The following is a 21681-nucleotide window of genomic DNA, read 5'->3' as shown; positions in this document are numbered from 1 at the left end:
CCGACCGCGGCCCCACCAAGGGACCGCGGTCGGAATCAAGACGGTCGGCCGCCTCGGTGAGGGATCAGGTCAGGCGGGTGGCCGGCGACTGGGTCTTGTTGGGGTCGGTCTCCGGCAGGTCGCCGAGGATGTCGTCGATGCGCGTGAGGACGTCCGCGTCGAGGGTGACCCCGGCGGCCTCGGCGTTCGAGGCGATCTGCTCGGGACGGGAGGCGCCGACGAGGGCGGTGGCGACGTTGTCGTTGGCCAGCACCCAGGCGATCGCGAGCTGCGCCATAGTGATTCCGAGCTCGTCGGCGATCGGTTCGAGCTTCGCCACTGCCGTCAGTTTGTCGTCGTGAAGATAGCGGCTCCTGATCGATTCAGCGCCGCCGCCGTCCTCGTCGGTTGCTCGGGAGCCGGCGGGGACCGGCTGGCCGGGTTTGTACTTGCCGGTCAGCGCGCCCTGCGCGATCGGGGACCAGACGATCTGCGAGATGCCGAGTTCCTTCGACGTCGGGACGACCCGTTCCTCGATGACGCGCCAGAGCATGTTGTACTGCGGTTGGTTCGACACGAGCTGGATGCCGAGGTCCTTGGCCAGGTGGTGGGCGGCGCGCAGCTGGTCGGCGTTCCATTCGCTCACGCCGATGTAGAGAGCTTTGCCGGAGCGGACGATGTCGGCGAAGGCCTGCATCGTCTCCTCGAGCGGAGTCTCGTAGTCGTAGCGATGGGCTTGGTAGAGGTCGACGTAGTCGGTGCCGAGTCGGCGCAGCGAGCCGTTGATCGACTCCATCATGTGCTTGCGCGATAGGCCGGTGTCGTTGTGTCCCTTGGGTCCGGTGGGGAAGTAGACCTTCGTGAAGATCTCGAGCGATTCGCGCCTTTGGCCCTTGAGCGCGTCGCCGAGGACCTGTTCGGCGACGGTGTTCGCATAGACGTCGGCGGTGTCGAAGGTGGAGATGCCCGCGTCGAGGGCGGCGTGCACGCACTTCGTGGCGGTGTCGTTCTCCACCTGCGAACCGTGCGTGAGCCAGTTGCCGTACGTGATCTCGGAGATCTTGAGTCCGCTGTTTCCCAGATATCTGTGCTCCATGACCTCAGCCTACGACTGGGCGCGGAAGTGGGGAACCCCTCGCCGAGGCGGGACTCAGTCCACCGGTGAGTGCGCAGCGAGCGCGAGCGGCCGGCCCGTGCGGTCGCGGCCCAGTTCGAGGTGGATAGCCCATGTTCAAACATGGGCTGCTCAACTCAGACTGTGCCGTTACGAGGAGACGTCGAGTCGAATCGCCACAGGGGCCCGGTGCATCCGTCCGTCAGTGCGCCGGGCCGGCGTTCTCCGCGATGTGGCCCTGCAGAGTCGCCGCGAATGCCGCGGAATCGCCGGAGCGCAGATGTGCGACGAGGGCCTCGTGTTCGGCGATGAGATCGTCCGATCGATCGAGCAGGTGTCGGCTGTTCATGAATAGGGTGAATCTGTGCCGGTCGGAGAGCAGTGAGTACATCTCGAGCATCACCCGGTTGTCCCCTGCCTCGACGAAGCCGCGGTGGAACTCCAGGGTGAGCTCGATGAATCGGGCGACGTCCCCCTTTGCGAAAGCGGCTCGATGCTGCGTGATGAGAGCGCCGAGTTTCTCCGCCAACCGTTTCCGCATGGGTTCGGATGCCCGCTCGACAGCGGTCGTCTCGAGCACATAACGGGCATCGGCGAGCTCGGAGACCGTGCGTTCGTCGATGCCTTGGACGATCGCGCCGCGCTTGGGGTAGATGTGGATCCACCCCTCGTCCTGCAGCCTGGCCAGGGCCACGCGCACCGGGGTGCGGCTGACGCCGATCTCGGTGGCCAGCGCCGCCTCGCCGAGCATCGTCCCGGGCACGTGAGAGCCGTTGAGGATCTGCCCGCGGATGACCGAATAGGCGCGTTCGGCCGCGCTCATCGATTCCGTCGTCGTTCTCGAGGATCGTGTATTCGTGCTCATTTCCCCACCCCGTCCTGTCTCGCGGCGGCAGCGGGCCGGTCGGCCGCCTCGGCGGGAGCGGGTGCGCGGCGTCCGGGCCAGCTCATCAGCGGAATCGCGCGGATCGAGAATCCGACGGCGACGAGCAGGACGAACGTGGCCATGAGGTTGATCCACAGGAATCCGCCGGCGCCGAGCACGGACCCGGCCATCGCCGCCATGAGCGCCCCGCCGAGGTTCATCGCCGAATCCGAGGCGCCCTGCAGCGGCACCTTCGCATGCGCCGGCACCGAGGCGGTGAGCAGGGACGAGCCGCCGATGAGGAACATGGACCATCCGATTCCGAGCAGCGACAGCGCGGTCGACAGCAGCACCATCGACGACTCCGGGGCCACCGCATCGATGACGCCGAGGACGATAGTGAGAACGAAGATACCGGCCCCACCTGCGATGACGACGCCCGAACCCCACCGGTCGGCCATCCAGCCGAATACAGGGGACAGGGCGTACATGCCGGCGATGTGGATGCTCACGACGATGCCGATGGCGCCGAGGCTGAACTCCTGGTGATCCATGTGCACCGGGGTCATGACCATGACGTTGGTCATCATCATCTGCCCCGCGATGATCGTGATCATCGCGAACAGCGGCACCGGGCGGGCCAGGGCGAAGCGCAGCGCTTCGCCGAGTTTCATCGGGGGAGGGGCGGTCGCCTCGGTGGCGGATGTGGTGGTGGATCTGTTGGTCGAGGCGGAATCCTTCGCCGAGGCGGCCCCGCCGCTGTCCTCGGTCGTGCCTTCACCATCGTGGCCGGGGTCGTCGACCCCGGATTCGCCCGGATGGTCGGTTCCGGCGGCCACCGACTTCGTCAGCGTCGAGGCCGACAGCGTCGCCAGGGCGAACGCGACCATGGAGATGAGGTAGGGCCCGGCCAATCCGTTCATGCCCAGTGTTTCGCCGAGGTGGGCTCCGGGAGCGGTGAAGCTGGGGCCGAGGACGGAGCCGACGGTCGTCGCCCACACCACCAGGGACATCGCTCGGCCTGCGGCGGCCGGGTCGGCAAGGTCGACGGCGGCGTAACGAGCCTGCAGGCCGGAGGCGGTCGAGGATCCGCACATCATCATCCCGAGCATGAACAAGGGGAGGAACTGCAGGGCGACGCCGATGAGGACGACCACGGCGCCGAGCGTGCCGATGCCGAAGCCCAAGGTCAGCGCCTTACGACGACCGGAGTGACCGGCGAGCACGGCGAGAGGATAGGCGATGAGGCCGGCGCCGAGAATGACGCTCATCTGCGCGAAACCGGCCATCGAGGTCTGCCCGGTGATCTCCTCGGCGAGCAGTCCGCCGACGGCATACCCGGAGGCGATGCCGGCTCCCGAGAGGAGCTGGGCAGTGATGAGTTTGGCCTGTTCGCGGATGTGGCTGGTCATGGTGGTCTCACGTCGTCGTGGTGGTCAGTGTGCGTCCACGTTAACTTGGATCCATCTTGGATACAACAGGCGATCGCAGGTGGGACAGACAGGGACGACCGAGGTGGTGGCCGGCCGATGCCCTTCGCCTGACCGCGCGAACCTCAGACTCTTGCGACGGTGAAGTGCCGGTCGCCCTCTGGTGATTCGAGTTCGTCGATGACGGCAGCGGCGAGGTCCTCGGCGCTGATGCGCGCCTGGCCGTCCGCCCCGATGAGCAGGGCTGTCGTTCCGCGCTGGTACTCGCCGAGGCGGTTGCCGGGTTCGAGCACCGCCGGCGGGCTGAGGTAGGTCCAGTGGTCTCCGCCCTGGTTGCGGCAGACGTCGAGCTGGGCGACGCTGGCGGCAGCGAGCTCCTTCCACTCGGCGGCGACGAACTCCGGGTCGTCGACTACGAGGATGTCGGCCCGGTTCGGGGAGCGCAGCGGCCCGGCACCGCCGACGATGAGCAGCGGCACCCTCGCGTGAGCGGTCGCTTGCAGCACTTCCTCCGTGATGGAGAGGAACTGCTGTGTCTGACCGGGTGTCGCGCGCACAGTGAGAACGGCTGCGTCGGCACCGCGCAGGGCACGGTCGAGGTCCTGCGAACGACTGGCGTCAATCGCCAGCGGATGCACCTCGGGGCGAGGTGTGTGTTCGGGGTGGCGGGAGGCGGCGATGATGCCATGGCCGCGGTCGGCCGCCTCGGCGACGATGCGGGAGCCGACCATTCCGGTGGCTCCGATGACGGTGATCCTCATACTGCGGGTTCCTTCTCTGTGTGGTTTGATGTGCGTGCACGGTTGAGTGCGGTCGGGGAGAGCTGTCCGCAGGCTAGTGCTGCCAGAGCGAGGACGAATCCGGCGATCTGCGCGAGGTTGAGGCTCTCACCGGCGAAGACGATGCCGAGTCCGGCAGCCACGAGCGGGGAGAGCAGTCCGAGCAGGGCGGTCGCGGTGACCGGCAGGCGTCCGAGGCCGCGGAACCACAGGGTGTAGGCGAGCAGTCCGCCGACGCCGCCCAGCCACAGATAGCCGGCGATGCCCGGGGCGTCGACCTGTGCGGGGACGCCTTCGATGAGCAGGGTGGGCAGGAGGAGGACGAGTCCGCCGGCACTCAGCTGCCAGCTCGCGAACCCGACCGGTCCGATGCCCGGCGGCAGTCCCCATTTCTTGGCGAGGATGACGCCGGTTCCCATCGAGGCGGCACCGAGGATGCCCGCTGCGATGCCGACCAGATCGAAGCCGGCACCGGGGCCGAGGACGACGAGACCGACGCCGGCAACGCCGACGAACCCCCAGCCCAATCGCCACACCGACAGACGCTCACCGAGGACGATGACCGCGAGGACGGTGACGAGGATCGGCTGCGCGGCTCCCAGAGTCGCAGCGACCCCGCCGGGCAGGCGAGCGGCTGCGACGAACAGAAGCGGAAAGAAGATCCCGATGTTGAGGGTCCCGAGCACCACTGCTTTCCACCACCAGGACCCGGTGGGCAGGCGGCGGGCGATGAGGAGACCGATGAGGCCCGCGGGCAGGGCGCGCATGAGCGCGGCGAAGAGCGGGTGGCCCGTCGGCAGGAATTCCGTGGTCACAAGGTACGTCGTGCCCCACACTGCAGGGGCGAGGGCGGTGAGGACGGTGGTGCCGACCCGGGAGCTCGCCGGAGTCGGGGTGGATGGGGTGAGTGTGGTCGTCGTTGTCATGACTCCAGCGTCTGCCTGAATCGTGCCATGAGTCCAACACATAGTTTTCATCGAATCCATGAACTGTCATCATGTATGAATGGAGTTGCAGCAGCTGCGCTATGCCCTCGCCGTCGCCGAGGAGCGGAATTTCACCCGAGCGGCCCAGAAAACCCATGTCGTGCAATCGGCACTCAGCCATCAGATCAAGGCTCTCGAACGCGAGCTCGGTGTCCAACTCTTCGCCCGGACCAGCCGACGGGTCGAACTCACCGAAGCCGGGCACGCCTTCGTCGCCGGTGCCCGGGCGACTCTCGACGCCGCGGATCGGGCTGTCACCGAGGCGGTCGCGGCGACAGGGCAGATGCGTGGAAATCTGACGGTCGGGGCGATCCCGACGGTGACCCGACTCGACCTCGTCGCCGTGCTCGGACGGTTTCATCGGACGTATCCGCAGGTGAGCGTCGGATTGAGTGTGGGCGGCAGCGTCGATTTCATCGAGCGGATCCGTGCCGGGTCCCTCGACGCGGCAGTCCTCGGATTGCCGGAGGCGGCGGTGCCGACCGGGGTGGCAAGTCAGGTGCTGGCTCGGGAGAGGCTCGTGGCCGTGCTCGGTCCCGGGCACCGGTTCGCGCGGCGCAAGCGCCTGCGGCTGGCCGATTTTACCGACGAGGTATTCGTCGACTTCCCAGCCGACAGCCCCGGCAGGTCCCAGTCGGATCGGGCTTTCGCCGAGGCGGGACTGACCCGGACGGTCGCGTTCGAATCGATGCTTGTGGACATGATGCTCGACCTCGTCGCACACGACCTCGGCATCGCGTTGCTTGCCCCGGCAGTTGTGCCGGAGGGGCGAGGACTGATCACCGTGCCCGTGGTCGACGGGCCGAAGCGCGTCGAATACCTCGCCTGGAGCGAATTCAATCCGAGCCCGGCGGCGTCGGCCTTTGTTGAGTCGGCGTTGGCGAGCCTTGGGGCGGAATAAGGTTGAGGAAGCGACACATTCACAGGCAGGAGCCCGCATGATCAGGCAAGACCGCACCGACGACATTCTTACCGTCACCATCGACAATCCGGGGCAGGCGAATGCGCTCACCGAGGACATGCTCGGACAGCTCATCGACGCCTTCACCGAGGCGGGTGCTCACGAGAGCCTGCGCGCGGTCCTGCTTACCTCGGCCGGCGGACGCGGATTCTCAGCCGGAATGGACACCGCACAATTCGCGCACACGAGTGCGTCGCGGGCGTACGCGACGATCAGCCGCCTCGGCGAGGTGTGCGAAGCGATCAAGGACTGCGCCCTTCCTGTCGCCGCCGCCATCGACGGCTACTGCATCGGCGGGGCCGCCGAGATCGCCGCAGCCGCGGACTTCCGCATCGGCAGCCAGGACTCCTGGTATTCGATGCCCGAGGTGCGCATCGGCATCCCCTCGGTGCTCGAATCGGTCAATCTCCACCGCCTGATGGGCTGGACGAAGGCGACAGAGTTCGTGCTCACCGGCAACTGTTTCTCCGCCGCTGACATGCTCGCCTGCGGCTTCCTCAACGACTCCGTCGACGGGTCGGTCGAGGAGCGCGCACTCGAGCTGCTGCGCGACACCACACGCGCCGATCGGGCCGTCATCGCGCAGCAGAAGCGACTGCTGCGGACGTGGAAGAACACCTTCGAGGCGCAGGCGATTGCCGATAGCAAGAAGGAGTTCGCGCTCGCCTTCGCCGCGAAGAACGAGACTGCCGACCCCGGCTCGGGCGACTCAGACCCCGAGGGCAAAGTCTGAGGTCGGGCAGAATGGTGGAAACGCTCAACGACTGAGGAAATTGCATGACAGACAACGAGGTCAGCCCGCTTCCCGAGGCCTTCTACCTTCCGCGCGGCGAGGACGAATTCGACTCCACACGTGCGACGACGAGCCCGTGGGATGAGGCGATGCAGCACGGCGGCCCGCCCGCCGCGCTGCTGGCCAGGGCCGTCGAACGAGTCCGTGAGGACGAGGCGATGAGCATCGGGCGGCTGACGATCGACATGCTCGGCCCCATCCCGCAGGGCCGTATCCGCACCGAGGCGACGATCATGCGTCCGGGCAAGCGCATCGAACTCGTCGAGGCCAAACTCTGGGCCGAGGACCGCCTCGCCGTGACCGCGACAGCGTGGAGGATGCGGTCCACCCCGGAATCCAGCGCCGAAGTGGCCTCGACCTTCGACACCTCGGCGGTGCCGGAACCGCAGGAGCAGAAGTATTTCCCCGGCATCAGCCCCGACTGGGGCTATGGGCGTGCCATCGAGTGGCGCTTCGTCTCCGGCGGCCTCCAGGAACTCGGGGCGGCCGACGTCTGGGTGCGACCGCGCATCCCGCTCGTCGCTGGTGAGGAGACGAGCCCGATCCAACGCTTCGTCATCGCTGCGGACTCGGCGAACGGCGTCTCGGCGGCGGTTCCGTTCGGCGAGTGGACGTTCATTCCACCGTCACTGTCGCTGACCTTCGCTCGCGAACCGCGGTCGGAGTGGCTGAACATGAATGCCCGCACCCACGTCGGCCCTGATGGGCGCGGTGTCACGGACGGTGATCTGGCCGACGAGCACGGATATGTCGGATCGGTGACCCAGCCGTTGCTCATCGCCCGGCTCTGAGGTTTCCCGCCAGTCATGGAATTCCTCGGACTCGTCCTCATCGGCTGCCTCGTCGGCCTGACCACCGTGCTCTTCGGGTTCGGCGGCGGCTTCGTCACGGTCCCGATCATCACCCTCGTCGATGCGGATCTCGGACATGACACGGCACGGGTGGCGGCGGCCACCTCGGCGCTGGTGATGCTCGTCAACGCGATCGTCGCGACGGTGTCGACGAAGCGATCCACGCTCGCCCACCTGAAAGGGCGATGGTGGCTGCTCGGGCTGCTCGCGCTGGGCGGGGGATTGGGTGCGTTCGCAGGACGATTCGCACCGGACGCGCTGCTGCAGTGGGGGTTCGTCGCGTACATCGCGGCCACTGCCATCGATCTGCTCGCCCGGCCCGGATTCTTCCGACGCAAGGCCGCGGTCGTCGATGACGTTGGCGAAGTCAGCGAGGGAGGCCGAGGAATCGCCGCTGTCTGGGGTGTGCCGATCGGTGGGCTGGCGTCGTTCCTCGGCGTCGGCGGGTCGGTGATGACGGTACCGATGATGCGCCGGTCCGGGGCCACGATGACCGTGGCCACGACCCTGGCCAACCCCCTGACCTTGGTGATCATGAGCCCGGCCGTGCTCGTAACGATCCTGACCCCGGCGGCGATCGATGCCCCGGGCATCGTGGGATCACTCGACCTGGTGGCGGCCGCGGCGCTGCTCATCGGCGGACTGCCGATCATCGTGTTCCTGCGCCGTCGGGTGCCGAAGATCCCCGAGATCCTCCACGCCTGGGGGTATTTCGTGTTGCTTGTGGCGGCCGGGGTGGTCGTCGCCGTGGCGTGAGGAAGCAGGTGCAGTCAGGCGTCTGCTGACGCCCTGCGATACCGGCTGGGGCGGATCCCGTACTCGCGATAGAAGGCAGTGCTGAGTGAGTATCCGCTGGAGTAGCCGACTTCGAGCGCCACGGATTCGACTGTCGAGTCGCTCTGTTCAAGGAGGTCGGCGGCCAAGCACAGACGCCAGCTCGTCAGGTATGTCAGAGGGGGCTCTCCCAGCAGTTCGGTGAAACGTCTCGCCAGCGTCGCTCGCGAGACGTTGGACTGTTCGGCCAGAGTCGCGATGGTCCATGGGTGCTGCGGGGAATCATGGATGGCGTTGAGCGCGGCGCCCACGGTCGGGTCGGAGCTCGCGCGGTACCAGCCTGGGGCCTGAACTTCGGGCATTGCGAACCAGTCCCTCAGCGCCGCAGCCAGCACGACGTCGAGCAGTCGATCGAGGATGACCTGTTGTCCGGGCTCTTCGCGCATGATCTCCGTCTCAAGAAGACCCAGCGTCTTCGTGCGCTGTGACTCGTGCGGCACGACGAATACCCGAGGGAGTGTCGTCAGCAGGCGGTCGGCTACGCGACCGTTCACAGTGAATGATCCGGTCAGCATAGTGTCATCGGCATCCAACTGTGTGCCGCAGGTCCGGGTCCCCAGCGCAATGCTGTCGGCCACACCTCCGTCTGCGGCAAGGCAGACTCCCGACTCCGTCTGGACGTACATGGGATCAGGAGACATTCCGGGGTCACTGGTGACCTCGAAAGGGGCCTGTCCGACGACAACGGCGATGTCATGGGGCTTGAGTCGGTGAGACTGTCCACCATCGACGATCCACGCATCACCCCGGATCATGGCGACGAGCGTAAGAGAGGACTTCTCCGCGAACACTGCAGACCATGGCGGATTCGCCAAAGTCCTACCCAGCAGCGCGCCGGACGACCGGATATGTGTGAGCACATTTGTCAGAGCATCCACGTTGCCATTTTAGACGATGGAGCATCTATCTGATCGTGCCACCTATTCTCCGTCTCGTGCGCCTCGTATGTAATTGATTCATGAACTCATTTCATGAACCGATCTCCGGTCACGCCCACTGGGTCTACACGCATCCGCAAGCAGATTCGCTCAACAGGCACCTGCTCCAAGCCGGTCGATCCGCGCTGGCCGAAAAGTACGAACTCACAGTGTCGGATCTCTACGCCGATCGCTTCAACCCGACGCTCGGTGAGCATGATCTCGGAAGTCTGTCCGGCGCCTGTGGGAACCTGGCGGAACTGACCGGCGAAGCATATGCCCGGGGTGAGGTCGAGTCGGAGGTGAGACGCGAACAGGAGCGGCTGGCGGCGTCCGAACTTCTGGTTCTCCAGTTTCCGCTGTGGTGGTACGGGCCTCCCGCGATGCTCAAAGGATGGATCGACCGCGTGCTGCAGACCGGTTTCGCGCAAGGCGACATCGATGACTCCACCGGTCTGCCGAGACGATATGGCGACGGTCGGCTCATGGGCAGGAAAGCACTGATCATCGTCACAGCGGGAGACGATAGTCGAACACTGGGTCCACGCGGAATCAGCGGCGACCTCGAATCACTGCTCTTTCCGCTGACACACGGTGCACTGTGGTACGTCGGGATCGAAACCCTCGACCTCCACGTCGTCTATGACGCGGATGGGCTCGGTGCCGACGGCAGAGAACGGGAGGCCGCGCGCCTGACCTCTCGGATCACGGGACTGCCCGAGGAGCATGCGCGTCCCTACCGCCGAATGCTGGGCGGAGACTACGACCGGTCCACTCGGGCGCTGATCGACAGCGTCCATCCCGGGCGCACGGACCTGACGATCCACCGGGCCGGTTGACCGAGGCTGTTCGACGCCTCGCCTCAGCCATGTTCCTGGCCACCGACCGCTCGCATGAGCGCTGAGCGCTCACCTCGGCCACGTGGGTCCACACCGACAGCTTGCTTCAGCGTCGACCGCTCGCCGTATAGTTTATGTGCTCGAGGCTCACTCGAGCTGCCTACGAAGGTGGGCCAGAGAATATGCTCAGCCATCCCAACGGCGCCGGCGCAGGATCGGCGGCAGGCCGAAGTAGATCGGCGGGCGGGCCAAGGCAGTCAGTGGTGAAGTCTCTGGAATGCCAGCGCCGGAGTCTGCGAAAGTTCCGTTGCCGGGGTGGTGACCAGCACCAATGGCGACGGCCGCGTCACCTGGACCAGCCTCCGCCCCCAACGCCCAGGCGCTTTCCCAGCTGATGAGTTCGCCGGCATGGCAGACGGGGTCGCCTCCGCTCGACGGCGGCTCGGCCCACATCCACAGGTTGATCCCGTACTCCATGAGAACCAGCTTGTGGGAGGCCTCTCGTGACGAGTTCTCCTTGACCAAAGCCGCCCGCACCTTCGCCGAGGCGTCCTCGAGATCCGTCCACCCGTCCTGCCGATGTGGCAGGAACACCCACGTCCCAGCGGGGACGTGATCCGGCGTGACCTCGTCGACGACTGCGATCTCAATCGAGTCCCCGAACTCATCGAGCATTTCCCCGAAGCACGCACGGGCCACCTCGGGGGAGGGCGCGACGATGAGGAGGTATGCCGCCTCGGCGCGCACCTCATCCAGTGAAAGACGCGTGAACGGATTCGCACGCATCGACCCGAGCACCTGCGTCCAGTGCCCCGGCACCGTCCCATCGGCAAGGAACCCGCTGGTGCGCGGACGCTCCTCATCGTGTCGCATCGAAAATCCTCCTCGCCGAGGCCGCCCACCCTTCCCTCCCATCATGCACCTGCCCGCCGGTGGGGTCAGATGGGAAGGTCAGTGGGAGGTCTGCTGGCAAGTTTTCCTCGTATCTAACGAATGGGATACGTTCCGGCCGATCCCGTGCCATCGCCGCCCGGCCCGCCCTACACTGATCGGAGTGGATCGGGCAGCGGCATTCGTGTCGGCTCGGTCCACGACCACGTCTGAACCACCTCGCCCCAGTGGCGAGCCTGCACGCCCGAAAGCCCATGCCCTTGCTCTCTTCCTCACGCCGCACACTCGCGGCACTCGCGGCAGTCCTGTCCCTCGGCCTCCTGACCGGATGCGCCGAGGATGCCCAACCGGCCGTGGACACCGCCTCATCCAGCACCGCCGACCCCACACCCACACGTAAGGCCCCGAAGCCGAGCGCCGACCCTTCGACATCGGCGACAAGCGATGACACCGACGAAGCCGGCGAAGAGGACGAAGGCCGCGCGGGCAGCGCGGCGACGGGGACCGCCTCGGCGATGTTGGCTGAACTCACGGTCAAGGGCCGGGCGCCGAAGACCGGGTACGACGGTGACCTGTTCAAATGGCGGTCGGACACCGACCACAACGGCTGCGACACCCGCAACGACGTGCTCCGCCGCGACCTCACGACCATCACCCTCAAGGCCGGAACTCACGGATGCATCGTGCTGGCTGGAACGCTTGACGACCCTTATGCCGGGGAGACCTACGACTTCGACCGCAGTGCGAACGCCGTCGACATCGACCATGTCGTCGCCCGCTCGAACGCCTGGCAGACCGGGGCTTTCAAATTCGATGACGAGACGCTGAAAGAGTTCGGCAACGACCCACTCAATCTGCTCGCCGTCAGCTCAAGCCTCAACCGACAGAAGGGCGACGGCGACGCCGCGACCTGGCTGCCGCCGCACAAGTCCTACCGCTGCGAATACGTCGCCCGACAGATCGCCGTGAAGCACAAATACGAGCTGTGGGTGGTCCCGGCCGAGAAGTCCGCCATGGAACGCGTGCTGGCGAAGTGCGATGACCAGCCCGCCTTCGCCGAGGATGTCGACTGGCCCGGCCCCGGTGACGGCGACAATGTCACCACGAAGGAAGAGACCCGCCCGGCGAACCAGAAATCCTCGAGCCCGGGCTCATCGAGTTCATCGAGCTCGGGCTCGTCGTCGAGCGGAACCACGAGTGGATCGTCCAGCAGCTCCGGCTCGTCGTCCTACTTCGAGAACTGCACGGCCGCCCGCGAAGCCGGTGCCGCACCCGTTCGCCGAGGCGACCCCGGATACGGGTCCCACCTCGACCGCGACGGCGACGGAATCGGCTGCGAATAGCGGGGGCGTCGCGCTCATCGTCGCATGGAGCCGAAGCGCGGACAGGGAGCGGTCGCGCTGACGATCGGCCGCCTCGGCGAGGGGTGGTGTGCACGAGGTCACAGTCGCTCGGTAATCTGAAGTCGAACACCGTCGCAGCTGCGCCTGTCGACGGCCGCCACGACCACCGACGAAGAGGAGAATCCCCATGTCGGGACTCGATACCGCCCTGACTCCGCTGCGCTTCCTCGAACGCTCGCTCGAAGCCCACCCCGAACGGGAGGCGATCGTCGACGGGCCCCGCCGCTTCACCTACCGGCAGATGGCCGAGACCGTGCAGAACCTCGCCGAAGGACTGGTCCGACGCGGGCTCAATGCCGGCGACACCGTGGCAGTGCTCGCACCCAACAGTGCCGAGGCGCTCATCGCCCACTACGCGGTCCCGTTGGCCGGCGGCGTGCTCGTCATGCTCAACACCCGACTGGCGCCGCCCGAGGTGGAGTACATCCTCGGCCACAGCGAAGTGAAGTTCTTCTTCGGCGATGCCGGACTCCTCCAGCCGGTCATCGATGCCGGGGCTGCGAACGCCGTCGACACCATCGTCGTACACCCCGACGAGGACGGCACCCCAGGTGAGGTGGCCGCCGCGGATCTCAGCGTGGAAGCGTATGCCGATTGGACCGCCTCGGCGCCGGAATCCCCGCGAGCCTACGAAGTCGAAGACGAAACGGCGACGATCACCGTCAATTACACCTCGGGCACGACGGGGCGGCCGAAGGGCGTCATGTACACCCACCGCGGGGCGTACCTGAACTCGCTCGGCGAGGTCATCACGCAGGACTTCCCGGCTCTGACCAAGTACCTGTGGACGCTGCCGATGTTCCACTGCAACGGCTGGTGCACGACCTGGGCGCTGACCGCGGTGTCGGGCACGCACGTGTGCATCCGAGCCGTGCGTGGACCAGAAGCCTGGCGGCTCATCGACGAGGAGAAGGTCACGCGGATGGCCGGTGCTCCCGTCGTGCTCAACACCATCGCCGGGGCCAAGGAGGCCCACGACCTGGATGGATCGCTGTCCATCACCACGGCCGGCGCCCCGCCGTCGCCGACGACGATCGCCCTGTTGGAGGGCCTCGGCATCGAGGTCATCCACGTCTACGGACTTACCGAATCCTACGGCCCGTACTCCTCGTGCGAACCGCAGCCCGGATGGACCGGCCTGCCGGTGGAGGAGCGCGCGAAGCTGAAGTCCCGCCAGGGGGTCGGCATGATCAGCGCCGAACGTATGCGCGTGGTCGAGCTGCGCGACGACGATGTGCTCACCGACGTGCCTCGCGATGGGGTGACGATGGGCGAGATCGTCATGCGCGGCAACAACGTCATGAAGGGCTACCTCAACGCGCCCGAAGCCACCGCCGAGGCGTTCCGCGGCGGCTGGTTCCACACGGGTGATCTTGCCGTGATGCACCCCGACGGGTATGTCCAGATCCTCGACCGTGCCAAGGACATCGTCATCTCCGGCGGAGAGAACATCTCCACGATCGAGGTCGAGCAGGCTCTCGTCGCCCACGAATCCGTCGCCGAGGCGGCCGTGGTCGGAATGCCCGACGAGAAGTGGGGACAGCGACCGTTGGCCTACGTCGTCCTTGCGCCCGGCAACGAGGCGACCGAAGCCGATCTCATCGCATTCGTCAAGACCCGAATCGCCTCCTATAAGGCTCCGGCCGGAGTCGAATTCGTCGACGAGCTGCCGACGACGTCGACCGGCAAGATCCGCAAGAACGCACTGCGGGAGATGGCTGGGAGCTGAGGCTCAGGCCGATTCGAGAGGGAAGACCAACAAGCTGCTCGTTGCCGTCGCGACGGTCTTGCCTGCTGCGTCAACGACCTCACCCTCGGCGAAGGTGACCCGGCGTCCCGGTTTGGTGACTCTGCCGGTGGCGACCAGAGGGCCGCTGTCGGCGGTCACGGGCCGCAGGTAGCTGACGTTGATGTCGATCGACGTGTAGCCCATACCTGCGGGCAGCAGCGAATGCGCGGCACATCCGAGGACCGAGTCGAGCAGGGTGCAGACCAGACCGCCGTGGACCACTCCGATCGGGTTGTAGTGGGACTCGTCGGGATGGCAGGTGAAAGTGACCTTGCCCCGCTCCACCTCGGTGAATTCCATTCCGATGTGTGCTCCGATGGGAGCGCCGGGAATCTCGCCGTCGGCGATCTTCTGGAGGAAGTCGAATCCGTCGAGGTGGGGAAGCTGCTTGAGACCGATGGCCGGATCGCCCCAGGTCACGGTCGTTTCGCGAAGTTTCGGCTCAGCCCCGGTGCTCATCTCAGTTGCTCCCTTCGGGCATGGGGACGTTCTGGATGCGCAGCTGGCCGCGTGAGAGCTGCTTGCCGCTGGCCGCATCCGTGATGATGATCTCCCAGAGCTGCTGAGTGCGTCCCTGGTGAAGAGCGTTGCCCTCGACATTGACGCGGGCTCCCGTGCTCGGGCGCAGGAAGTCGGTGGCGTTGTGGACGCCGACGGCGAACTCGCCGCGCTCAGCCACGGCGTATGAAGCGCCGATGCTGCCTGCGCTTTCGACGATGGTCGTGTACACGCCGCCGTGGATGACGCCCCATGGAGTGTGGTGATTCTCGTCGAGTTCGGCATATCCCCGCACCGAGGTGGCCGTCACCTCCTCGACGACGAAACCGGAAGCCGCGACGAATCGACTTGCCTTCTCCAGCGAGACATCGGGGGTCTGGGCGGCCTGCGCGTCATCAGTCATGTGTTCTCCTTCGATCTGACTTGTTATTATGAAGTTAGCCTAGGGCGTCGACGACGGTCAACCGAAGGAGGGGGACATGGAATGGCTCGAATACGACTCCGCTGCCTGCTCGATCCGACGCAGTCTTGATGTCATCGGACAGAAGTGGACGTTGCTCATCCTGCGGGATGCGTTCAACGGTGTGCGGCGATTCGATCAGCTGCGCGACCACCTCGGGGTCTCCGATCCGGTGCTCGCCGAACGTCTCCGCACACTCGTCGCGGCCGGTCTCCTCGAGCCCGCGACCTACAGTGAACCGGGTCGGCGAGCGCGAAAGGAATATCGACTCACTGACAAGGGCCGCGATCTCTATCCCGTGCTCATCGCACTTCTCCAGTGGGGCGACAGGCATTGCTCAGGGCCGGACGGCCCTCCGGTAGACGTGACGCACCGCGACTGCTGCGAACCGGTCGAGGCGAAAGTCATGTGCGCGGCCGGCCACGAGCTCACCTCGCCGAGCGAGGGCCAGACAGCGCCCGGCCCCGGTGCAGAAGTGAGAGCGTAAGTCCTCCCGGCCCCGGCGCTCTGGCGAAGCCGTAGGCTGCTCACGCGTCGGTTCAGCAGCTCACGCGCTGTTTGGGCAGGTCACGCGAAGAGCGCGAGACCGAACACGACGAAGATGATGAGATGAGCGGCACCTTGGACGGCGGTGACCTTCTTGCCGGCGAACCCGATGATGGAGACCAGGAGCGTGATCGCCAGCAGCGCGAGGTTGATCGGTGACTCGGCGAGTACGATCTGCTGATCGGTGAGCATACCGATGACCAATACCGTCGGTATCGTCAGTCCCACCGTGGAGACCTGTGCACCGTGGCAGAGGTTGCTCACTCGCTGGATCTCGCCATTCCAGGCCGCCCGCAGAGAGGTGAGGGTCTCGGGCAGGAACACGATCATCGCAATGACCACCCCGGATAGTGCCACCGGAGCGCCGAGGCGGCCCAGGCCGTCATCGAGCAACGTGGCCATGTCGTGGGAGAGCAGCACAATCGGCAGCACCGTGGCGACGAGGAGGACCAGCCGGAGGACGATCTCCACGCGGTGAGTTGAGAGGATCTCGACGATTCCGCGAGACGCGTCGTCGGTCTGGTCGGCCGCCTCGGGTCGGGTTGATTCGGGCCGGCCGGCCGCCTCGGTGGGGGAGGACTGCGTCGTTCCGGCAGTCGATGAGGCGCCCGCCGAAGCAGACCCGACGGGGGCCACCTCGGTGAATTCGTGAGCCTGCGGGCCCATCTGTCGGTAGAGGAAGAAGACGTAGGCGCCGACGGTGACCACGATGATCGGGATCTCCTGCCAGGTCTCGTAGGCCCCGTCCGGGGTGCCGATGAGGGCGGGCACGGCGAAGGCGAGGGCGGCGAAAACGACGATCATGACCAGGTAATTCGAGACACCCGTGCGATTGTGGGTGAGTGCGCCGTGGCGCAGTCCGCCGACGAGCAGGCAGAGACCGATGACGGCGTTGAGGATGATCATCGACACCGCCATCACCGAGTCGCGGGCGATCGTCGCGTGGTCGCCGGGGCCCAGCAGGACCGCGGCGATGAGGATGACCTCGATGAGGCAGATCGAGATCGTCAGCACGAGCGAGCCGTAGGGATCGCCGAGGCGGTTCGCTAAGTGCTCGGCTTCGGTGACGACTCCGAAGGCGCAGATGAGGATGACCGCGATGATGACCACGAGTGCGGTCACGAGCAGCGGCAGGGGGACCGGCGGGGCAAGCAGAGAGCCCATGAACTGCAGGGCGATGAACACGCCCCAGCCGAGGACGAGTCGCAGAATTGCGGTCGGCGTGATGATGGTGCGGAGGGCGGCGGTCATGAAAGGTCTTCCTGTCTCTGAGGCCGTCCTCATCGTGAGTCTCACGCAGCCGGGTCGTCCCGACTGGTTCCTTCCGCTTTCAGGTTATCCAGGCCCGCCTGGCCCGGCAAATCTGGTGATCTGGGGCACCGGATGGCTTGGGGTGCGGGTGCGGCTCGAGCGCGCCGTCGGCCAAATTGGGGTGCGCGTTGGTGGGCGCGAGCCTTTCGTCGGAGCGCACGTTCTGGTTCTGCATAGGGTCCTCGGAAATGGCCACTTTCCTTGCTGTGAAATTCAGAGCAGGGTGTATCGATTCGCTGGATCGAGTGGCCGCTACGGCACTATTGAGTTTGAGCAGCCCACGTTTGAAACAGTGCTGCTCGTTCTCAACCGTGCCGCCAGCCACCACGTTGCCGATCACTTCCGTCGCGCGCGGTCGACGAGGCTGCTCAGTGCTGATGTGTCGGAGCCGTTGCGCATCGCGTCGCGGTTGCTGAATGGAATGCCCGACTGCAGACCCCGCCCGCCGCAGGTGATCGCTTCGCCGAGCAGGCTCAATCCGATGCTCAGTGTCATGGGGTGAACGGCTTCTTCGGCGCCGATGAGCTGAGCTCCGAAATGCAGGCCCAGCCCTGCGAGCAGGCTGCATGCCCAGATGATCATCGTCTTCACCGTGTATTTCTGGTGGAGAGCCCCGTCTCGCTCGAAGAGGACCGTGGAAGCCCCGCGCAGCATTCCGAAGCTGACACCGACCACCACCGAGGCGGTCAAGAAAGTGACGTTCGCCGGTGTCCAATGGCTGAATCCCCACAGTTCCTTGATGGCCAGCCCCAGCAGTATCAGCGGTGGAATTGCGAGATCTTTGGCGTCGACGGGCTCTCCGCAGAAGCGCCGAACGATGACGACGGCGAGGACGGCTATGACTCCGAGGGCGATGAGGAGGGGTGACATGGGCGATCTCCTTTGATTTGTTAGCAGGTGCGTGCTAAAACGATAGCACGTCGTGGCAGAGGTGTGCTATAAAAGATCTATGCCGAAATTCGTCGACCCTGTTCAGCGCCGAGAGCTCATCGCCGATGCGCTCTTCGCCATCGTCCTCAGACAGGGACTCTCCAAGGTTTCGCTGCGGACGATCTCCGATGAAACCGGCTTGGCCATCGGCTCCATCAGGCACTACTTCTCCGGCGCCGACGGGATCGTGCGTTTCGCGCTCGAAACCCTCGTCGAGCGTGTCGGGGCTCGGCTGGAAACACGACTGGCCGACATGCTTCCCAAACTCGATTCAGGGAACATCGATCACGATCAGGCCAAAGAGCTGACGGTCGACTTCCTCTCCGAACTGCTGCCGCTCGACGAGACACGGCGGCGGGAGTCGGTGGTGTGGCTGGCCTTCGAAGAGGAGGCTCGAACGACACCAGAGCTTGCCGACGTCTTCGAAACGTCCGTGCGCGGCACTCGTGATCTCATGGCCCGAGTCGTTGAGAGTATGAGTGCCCGCGGGGTCCTGCACGCGGGCCTCGACGCTCAAGCCGAAGCCGAGACGCTCGCTGCCCTCATCGACGGGTTGACCCTGCGTTCGGCGCTGCACCCCGAGGTCCTGGCCCCCGAGCGTGCTCGCGAGCTTCTGGCTCTGCATCTGCAAGGCCTGCGATGAACAGTTTCAGGCATCTTTCGAACATTCGGTCCACGTCGAGTTCGAAACCTGAGTTCTCGTTCGCCGATGGCTGTTGCAGCTCACTGGTCGGCAACACTGCCGCGGGTGCTCAGGTGCTCACCTACTTGTGGTGCTATTTGCTGCAGACATTTCGCGAATTCTGCTGCCTCCGATGAACCGATCCTGGTGGTGGGGCCTCCAAAGGTCAAGGCACCTACAGGTCGTCCGTCGGGGAGATCGATGCGCACGCTGACTCCGGCAACGCCGATTTCACGCTCGCCCCGACTGGCTGCGTACCCCTGTCTGATGCTCTGCGCAATTCTCTCCTGTGCGGTGAAATCAGCTCGGCGGTCGCGGAGCTGACGTTCAACTCGCTCGACAATCTCCGGTGGTGCCGACTGGAGCAGTATCCATGAGGACGCGCCCGCGCTCAGCGGCATAGGTTCGCCGACTGAGATCACGTGTCGCAAAGTCCGTGTGCCGGGAACGTGTGCGATCGCAATGCGCGAATCTCCGGAGCGGATGTAGAGGCTGACAGACTCCCCGCGCTCGGCGACCGCGTCATTCATGAGGGCTTTCACCGCAGCCGGGACTCCCCACCGATGCCCGGCAATCTGGGCCCAATGGAGGAATCCGAGCCCCGGGGCATATGTGCGAGTAAGCGGATCATGCTCGATCATGCCTTCGGCACGAAGTGCTCCGAGAATCCGCACTGCAGTGCTTTTCGGGATCTGGGCTTGCGCGGCGAGTTCCTGCAATGTAAGAGACTCGACTCCGGGGGAGAAGCAGCGAATGAGGGCGAATGCGCGCGAAATGCTCCGAATAGTGGAGGCGTTGGACGGCTCAGCCACGGATTGGTTCCTTTGCGGTGAGTACCGGAATCGGTGCTTCGAGAATTATCTTCTGAGCCGCGCTTCCCAAGAGGAATTTTCCGACTGGTGAACGTCTCCGGACGCCTATGACGATCAGGCTCGCGTCGTGCTCTGCTGCGAGATCGAGGACAGCGTCGGACTCGTCCTGATGTTCGGCAAGGAAGACAACTTCGGCATCAGGGGTTTTCGGGTGCCGGGTCCGTTCGACTGCCGCGACAATGAGCGGCTGCCCCGTTGACTCGGCGGCGAGGTGTCCGAGTCGTAGCACCTCCACGCCCAGATCGCTGTCGTTGACTACGCACAGGACTGTCATTGCTCACTCCTAGAGTTCCGTTGTACGGAATTTGTTGATCACTATTCGGAACGTGTGCTCCACTTTAACCGTTGCCAAGACGAATGGGCAATGAAGATCCAGACGAGAAAGGGAACAGGAATGGCAATCACCAGACGCCAATGGCTAGCCGTCGGTCTGAGCATTCCATTGACATTGGCGGCGGGCACTCAAGCCGCGATCAGCGGATCCGCCTCGGGGGCGCGCACAGCGCTGACACTGCTGGTCGGTGCAGCACCCGGGGGAGGGTGGGACACAGTGGCCCGTGAACTGCAAGCAGCAATGCGCGAAAACGGCATCGTTTCGAATCCGCAGGTCGTCAATGTGCCCGGCGCCGCGGGAACGATTGCGTTGGAGCAGCTTCTGCAGATGCGCGGACAAAGTGATGTTGTGATGATCACCGGGACTGTGATGCTCGGCGGAGTCGTGGTCAACGATTCGCCGCACGATCTCACTGCTACCACCCCAATCGCCCATCTCGCAGACGACTACGAAGCCATAGTCGTTCCAGCCGATTCGTCATTGAAAACACTCGACGATCTGGTAGCCGCGCTGAAGGAAGACCCAGGGGCCGTGTCCTTTGGCGGAGGGTCTCTGGGCGGAACTGACCATCTGCTCGCCGGACTACTCGCACAGGAAGTCGGTGTGAATCCTTCCGAAGTAAACTATGTTCCTTTCGCTGGTGGAGGTGAAGCGGTGTCCGCGCTGCTCTCTCACAGCGTGACCGTAGGAGTCAGCGGGTATAACGAGTTCGCCGATCAGGTGACCGCAGGCAATCTCCGGCTTCTCGGCATCGCGTCGCCCAAAGCCGTTGCTGGCGTTGATGGCCCGACCTTCTCCGAGGCCGGCTACAAGGCGTACCTCCCCAACTGGAGAGGAGCAGTGGCGCCTGCTGGCCTCGACGCCGAAGACGCGGCTGAGCTAACGGCCATCCTGTCCGAGACCGTGAAGACACCGGAATGGAAGGACGCTCTCAAGAGGAACAAATGGGTCGATGCCTATCAGGAAGGCAAAGAGTTTCGCGAGTTCGTCGAGAGCGAGACCAGTCGGGTCACCAAGACCATCGAGGAGCTGGGACTATGAGCGAAAAACAATACGCCGGAGCTTCATTTCCGTTGACGGTGTTGGTTCTCGGTGTCGCGATCTACCTGACCATCGGACTGGTAACGATGAACGTGCCGGAGTCTGTGGCATCACCCGGTCCTCGCTTCTTTCCCACAATCATCACCGTCGTCGCTTACGCCGTAGTCCTTGTGCTCATCGTCCAGAGCATGCGGCAATTCCTCGCCGACCGACGCTCAGTTGCTGTTCGTCGTCCGTCAGAACTGAGTGTGTCTGGTGGCTTGGTGAGCAGTGACGCGACCATCTCAACGGCGGACTCATCAGAGAGCGGTGACGGCAAGGGCGAGGACGAGCAGATGAACTGGAAGATGATCTCAATCGTCGTCATCAGCTTCATTGCCTTCATACTTCTTCTCAACGTGCTGGGATGGCTGCTCAGCGCAGCGTTGCTCGTCTTCGGAGTAGCCACGGGGCTCGGCGCTAAGAGCATGTTCACCTCGGCCTTCGTTTCTCTGACAATGTCAGCAATTGTGCAGTTGGCGTTCGTGGGTGGACTCGGACTGCCACTTCCGACCGGATTCCTCGGAGGTTTCTGAC

The 21681-nt window shown here is 65.0% G+C and carries 25 protein-coding genes; 11 read left to right on the top strand and 14 right to left on the bottom strand.

Annotated features, from left to right (window positions below; genetic code table 11):
* Nucleotides 1–64: 64 nt before the first annotated feature.
* From ACVZTU_RS14420 to ACVZTU_RS14400, 5 genes are all read right to left on the bottom strand, one after another.
* The gene (locus ACVZTU_RS14420; RefSeq protein ID WP_482400693.1) at nt 65–1075 is read right to left on the bottom strand and encodes an aldo/keto reductase family protein; all 1011 of its coding nucleotides are present in this window, start codon (nt 1073–1075) and stop codon (nt 65–67) included.
* Between the two features lie 220 nt (nt 1076–1295).
* Nucleotides 1296–1958 carry a GntR family transcriptional regulator gene (locus tag ACVZTU_RS14415; protein WP_482400692.1) on the bottom strand — a complete coding sequence of 221 codons (663 nt, stop codon included), beginning with the start codon at nt 1956–1958 and terminating at the stop codon, nt 1296–1298.
* Nucleotides 1955–3370 carry an MFS transporter gene (locus tag ACVZTU_RS14410; RefSeq protein ID WP_482400691.1) on the bottom strand — a complete coding sequence of 472 codons (1416 nt, stop codon included), beginning with the start codon at nt 3368–3370 and terminating at the stop codon, nt 1955–1957. Before ACVZTU_RS14410 ends, ACVZTU_RS14415 begins: the two co-directional genes overlap by 4 nt.
* A 143-nt stretch (nt 3371–3513) precedes the next feature.
* Nucleotides 3514–4149: an NAD(P)-dependent oxidoreductase gene (locus ACVZTU_RS14405; RefSeq protein ID WP_482400690.1), complete on the bottom strand. Its 636-nt coding sequence runs from the start codon at nt 4147–4149 to the stop codon at nt 3514–3516.
* Entirely contained in the window at nt 4146–5093 is a 948-nt protein-coding gene (locus ACVZTU_RS14400) for an EamA family transporter (protein WP_482400689.1), read from the bottom strand. The genes ACVZTU_RS14405 and ACVZTU_RS14400 overlap by 4 nt, the downstream gene beginning before the upstream one ends.
* 79 nt (nt 5094–5172) lie before the next feature.
* On the opposite strand from ACVZTU_RS14400, the gene ACVZTU_RS14395 reads away from it, so the two are divergent.
* The 4 genes from ACVZTU_RS14395 to ACVZTU_RS14380 are packed head-to-tail and all read left to right on the top strand — an operon-like array spanning nt 5173 to nt 8514.
* Nucleotides 5173–6054 carry a LysR substrate-binding domain-containing protein gene (locus ACVZTU_RS14395; RefSeq protein WP_482400688.1) on the top strand — a complete coding sequence of 294 codons (882 nt, stop codon included), beginning with the start codon at nt 5173–5175 and terminating at the stop codon, nt 6052–6054.
* 37 nt (nt 6055–6091) lie between these two features.
* Nucleotides 6092–6847 (top strand): enoyl-CoA hydratase/isomerase family protein, encoded by a 756-nt coding sequence (locus ACVZTU_RS14390; RefSeq protein WP_139468221.1) that lies wholly within the window; start codon nt 6092–6094, stop codon nt 6845–6847.
* 44 nt (nt 6848–6891) lie between these two features.
* Nucleotides 6892–7698, top strand: coding sequence for a thioesterase family protein (locus tag ACVZTU_RS14385; RefSeq protein WP_482400687.1), 807 nt, complete (start codon nt 6892–6894; stop codon nt 7696–7698).
* A 15-nt stretch (nt 7699–7713) separates the two neighbouring features.
* On the top strand, nt 7714–8514 hold the full coding sequence (locus ACVZTU_RS14380; RefSeq protein ID WP_139908880.1) for a sulfite exporter TauE/SafE family protein: 801 nt from the start codon (nt 7714–7716) through the stop codon (nt 8512–8514).
* A 14-nt stretch (nt 8515–8528) separates the two neighbouring features.
* On the opposite strand, the gene ACVZTU_RS14375 is transcribed toward ACVZTU_RS14380, so the two are convergent.
* Nucleotides 8529–9470 carry an AraC family transcriptional regulator gene (locus ACVZTU_RS14375; RefSeq protein WP_139468224.1) on the bottom strand — a complete coding sequence of 314 codons (942 nt, stop codon included), beginning with the start codon at nt 9468–9470 and terminating at the stop codon, nt 8529–8531.
* A gap of 80 nt (nt 9471–9550) precedes the next feature.
* Here ACVZTU_RS14375 and ACVZTU_RS14370 point away from each other — a divergent pair, with 80 nt between their 5' ends.
* Entirely contained in the window at nt 9551–10348 is a 798-nt protein-coding gene (locus ACVZTU_RS14370) for an NAD(P)H-dependent oxidoreductase (protein ID WP_482400686.1), read from the top strand.
* A 186-nt stretch (nt 10349–10534) separates the two neighbouring features.
* On the opposite strand, the gene ACVZTU_RS14365 is transcribed toward ACVZTU_RS14370, so the two are convergent.
* Nucleotides 10535–11221: a hypothetical protein gene (locus ACVZTU_RS14365; protein WP_482400685.1), complete on the bottom strand. Its 687-nt coding sequence runs from the start codon at nt 11219–11221 to the stop codon at nt 10535–10537.
* Nucleotides 11222–11493: 272 nt separating this feature from the next.
* Here ACVZTU_RS14365 and ACVZTU_RS14360 point away from each other — a divergent pair, with 272 nt between their 5' ends.
* Nucleotides 11494–12582, top strand: a complete 1089-nt coding sequence (locus ACVZTU_RS14360) for a GmrSD restriction endonuclease domain-containing protein (RefSeq protein WP_482400684.1) — start codon at nt 11494–11496, stop codon at nt 12580–12582.
* 187 nt (nt 12583–12769) lie between these two features.
* Entirely contained in the window at nt 12770–14371 is a 1602-nt protein-coding gene (locus ACVZTU_RS14355; RefSeq protein ID WP_482400683.1) for an AMP-binding protein, read from the top strand.
* Between the two features lie 3 nt (nt 14372–14374).
* Here the strand turns inward: ACVZTU_RS14355 and ACVZTU_RS14350 are convergent, their stop codons facing one another.
* Both ACVZTU_RS14350 and ACVZTU_RS14345 read right to left on the bottom strand, forming a co-directional pair.
* Nucleotides 14375–14890 (bottom strand): PaaI family thioesterase, encoded by a 516-nt coding sequence (locus ACVZTU_RS14350; RefSeq protein ID WP_482400682.1) that lies wholly within the window; start codon nt 14888–14890, stop codon nt 14375–14377.
* A gap of 1 nt (nt 14891) precedes the next feature.
* On the bottom strand, nt 14892–15332 hold the full coding sequence (locus ACVZTU_RS14345; protein WP_482400681.1) for a PaaI family thioesterase: 441 nt from the start codon (nt 15330–15332) through the stop codon (nt 14892–14894).
* Nucleotides 15333–15408: 76 nt separating this feature from the next.
* Here ACVZTU_RS14345 and ACVZTU_RS14340 point away from each other — a divergent pair, with 76 nt between their 5' ends.
* Entirely contained in the window at nt 15409–15876 is a 468-nt protein-coding gene (locus tag ACVZTU_RS14340) for a winged helix-turn-helix transcriptional regulator (protein ID WP_259357483.1), read from the top strand.
* An 80-nt stretch (nt 15877–15956) separates the two neighbouring features.
* Here the strand turns inward: ACVZTU_RS14340 and ACVZTU_RS14335 are convergent, their stop codons facing one another.
* The 3 genes from ACVZTU_RS14335 to ACVZTU_RS14325 all read right to left on the bottom strand — a co-directional run bounded on the left by ACVZTU_RS14335 (nt 15957) and on the right by ACVZTU_RS14325 (nt 18116).
* Nucleotides 15957–17186 (bottom strand): calcium:cation antiporter, encoded by a 1230-nt coding sequence (locus ACVZTU_RS14335; protein ID WP_482400680.1) that lies wholly within the window; start codon nt 17184–17186, stop codon nt 15957–15959.
* A 79-nt stretch (nt 17187–17265) separates the two neighbouring features.
* Nucleotides 17266–17586: a hypothetical protein gene (locus ACVZTU_RS14330; protein WP_482400679.1), complete on the bottom strand. Its 321-nt coding sequence runs from the start codon at nt 17584–17586 to the stop codon at nt 17266–17268.
* Nucleotides 17583–18116: a hypothetical protein gene (locus tag ACVZTU_RS14325; RefSeq protein ID WP_482400678.1), complete on the bottom strand. Its 534-nt coding sequence runs from the start codon at nt 18114–18116 to the stop codon at nt 17583–17585. The genes ACVZTU_RS14330 and ACVZTU_RS14325 overlap by 4 nt, the downstream gene beginning before the upstream one ends.
* Before the next feature lie 79 nt (nt 18117–18195).
* On the opposite strand from ACVZTU_RS14325, the gene ACVZTU_RS14320 reads away from it, so the two are divergent.
* Nucleotides 18196–18819 carry a TetR/AcrR family transcriptional regulator gene (locus ACVZTU_RS14320; protein WP_376905866.1) on the top strand — a complete coding sequence of 208 codons (624 nt, stop codon included), beginning with the start codon at nt 18196–18198 and terminating at the stop codon, nt 18817–18819.
* 80 nt (nt 18820–18899) lie between these two features.
* Here ACVZTU_RS14320 and ACVZTU_RS14315 read toward each other — a convergent pair whose 3' ends face one another.
* Complete coding sequence (locus tag ACVZTU_RS14315; RefSeq protein WP_376905865.1) at nt 18900–19670, bottom strand: IclR family transcriptional regulator; 771 nt, start codon at nt 19668–19670, stop codon at nt 18900–18902.
* Complete coding sequence (locus ACVZTU_RS14310; protein WP_376905864.1) at nt 19663–20004, bottom strand: universal stress protein; 342 nt, start codon at nt 20002–20004, stop codon at nt 19663–19665. The genes ACVZTU_RS14315 and ACVZTU_RS14310 overlap by 8 nt, the downstream gene beginning before the upstream one ends.
* 90 nt (nt 20005–20094) lie before the next feature.
* Between ACVZTU_RS14310 and ACVZTU_RS14305 the strand changes: the two genes are divergently transcribed.
* Nucleotides 20095–21105 (top strand): Bug family tripartite tricarboxylate transporter substrate binding protein, encoded by a 1011-nt coding sequence (locus ACVZTU_RS14305; protein ID WP_376914345.1) that lies wholly within the window; start codon nt 20095–20097, stop codon nt 21103–21105.
* Nucleotides 21102–21680 carry a tripartite tricarboxylate transporter TctB family protein gene (locus ACVZTU_RS14300; RefSeq protein WP_482400677.1) on the top strand — a complete coding sequence of 193 codons (579 nt, stop codon included), beginning with the start codon at nt 21102–21104 and terminating at the stop codon, nt 21678–21680. Before ACVZTU_RS14305 ends, ACVZTU_RS14300 begins: the two co-directional genes overlap by 4 nt.
* The last annotated feature ends 1 nt before the right edge of the window (nt 21681 follow it).

The sequence above is a fragment of the Brevibacterium sp. OS20 genome, assembly GCF_056837565.1.
Note: the sequence above shows the minus strand (reverse complement) of the source record. Positions and strands in the feature narration are given on the sequence as shown.

Coding starts and splice junctions, on each gene's coding strand:
- ACVZTU_RS14420 (WP_482400693.1), bottom strand. CDS start 1,075: ATGGAGCACAGATATCTGGGAAACAGCGGACTCAAGATCTCCGAGATC.
- ACVZTU_RS14415 (WP_482400692.1), bottom strand. CDS start 1,958: ATGAGCACGAATACACGATCCTCGAGAACGACGACGGAATCGATGAGC.
- ACVZTU_RS14410 (WP_482400691.1), bottom strand. CDS start 3,370: ATGACCAGCCACATCCGCGAACAGGCCAAACTCATCACTGCCCAGCTC.
- ACVZTU_RS14405 (WP_482400690.1), bottom strand. CDS start 4,149: ATGAGGATCACCGTCATCGGAGCCACCGGAATGGTCGGCTCCCGCATC.
- ACVZTU_RS14400 (WP_482400689.1), bottom strand. CDS start 5,093: ATGACAACGACGACCACACTCACCCCATCCACCCCGACTCCGGCGAGC.
- ACVZTU_RS14395 (WP_482400688.1), top strand. CDS start 5,173: ATGGAGTTGCAGCAGCTGCGCTATGCCCTCGCCGTCGCCGAGGAGCGG.
- ACVZTU_RS14390 (WP_139468221.1), top strand. CDS start 6,092: ATGATCAGGCAAGACCGCACCGACGACATTCTTACCGTCACCATCGAC.
- ACVZTU_RS14385 (WP_482400687.1), top strand. CDS start 6,892: ATGACAGACAACGAGGTCAGCCCGCTTCCCGAGGCCTTCTACCTTCCG.
- ACVZTU_RS14380 (WP_139908880.1), top strand. CDS start 7,714: ATGGAATTCCTCGGACTCGTCCTCATCGGCTGCCTCGTCGGCCTGACC.
- ACVZTU_RS14370 (WP_482400686.1), top strand. CDS start 9,551: ATGAACTCATTTCATGAACCGATCTCCGGTCACGCCCACTGGGTCTAC.
- ACVZTU_RS14365 (WP_482400685.1), bottom strand. CDS start 11,221: ATGCGACACGATGAGGAGCGTCCGCGCACCAGCGGGTTCCTTGCCGAT.
- ACVZTU_RS14360 (WP_482400684.1), top strand. CDS start 11,494: ATGCCCTTGCTCTCTTCCTCACGCCGCACACTCGCGGCACTCGCGGCA.
- ACVZTU_RS14355 (WP_482400683.1), top strand. CDS start 12,770: ATGTCGGGACTCGATACCGCCCTGACTCCGCTGCGCTTCCTCGAACGC.
- ACVZTU_RS14350 (WP_482400682.1), bottom strand. CDS start 14,890: ATGAGCACCGGGGCTGAGCCGAAACTTCGCGAAACGACCGTGACCTGG.
- ACVZTU_RS14345 (WP_482400681.1), bottom strand. CDS start 15,332: ATGACTGATGACGCGCAGGCCGCCCAGACCCCCGATGTCTCGCTGGAG.
- ACVZTU_RS14340 (WP_259357483.1), top strand. CDS start 15,409: ATGGAATGGCTCGAATACGACTCCGCTGCCTGCTCGATCCGACGCAGT.
- ACVZTU_RS14335 (WP_482400680.1), bottom strand. CDS start 17,186: ATGACCGCCGCCCTCCGCACCATCATCACGCCGACCGCAATTCTGCGA.
- ACVZTU_RS14325 (WP_482400678.1), bottom strand. CDS start 18,116: ATGTCACCCCTCCTCATCGCCCTCGGAGTCATAGCCGTCCTCGCCGTC.
- ACVZTU_RS14320 (WP_376905866.1), top strand. CDS start 18,196: ATGCCGAAATTCGTCGACCCTGTTCAGCGCCGAGAGCTCATCGCCGAT.
- ACVZTU_RS14310 (WP_376905864.1), bottom strand. CDS start 20,004: ATGACAGTCCTGTGCGTAGTCAACGACAGCGATCTGGGCGTGGAGGTG.
- ACVZTU_RS14305 (WP_376914345.1), top strand. CDS start 20,095: ATGAAGATCCAGACGAGAAAGGGAACAGGAATGGCAATCACCAGACGC.
- ACVZTU_RS14300 (WP_482400677.1), top strand. CDS start 21,102: ATGAGCGAAAAACAATACGCCGGAGCTTCATTTCCGTTGACGGTGTTG.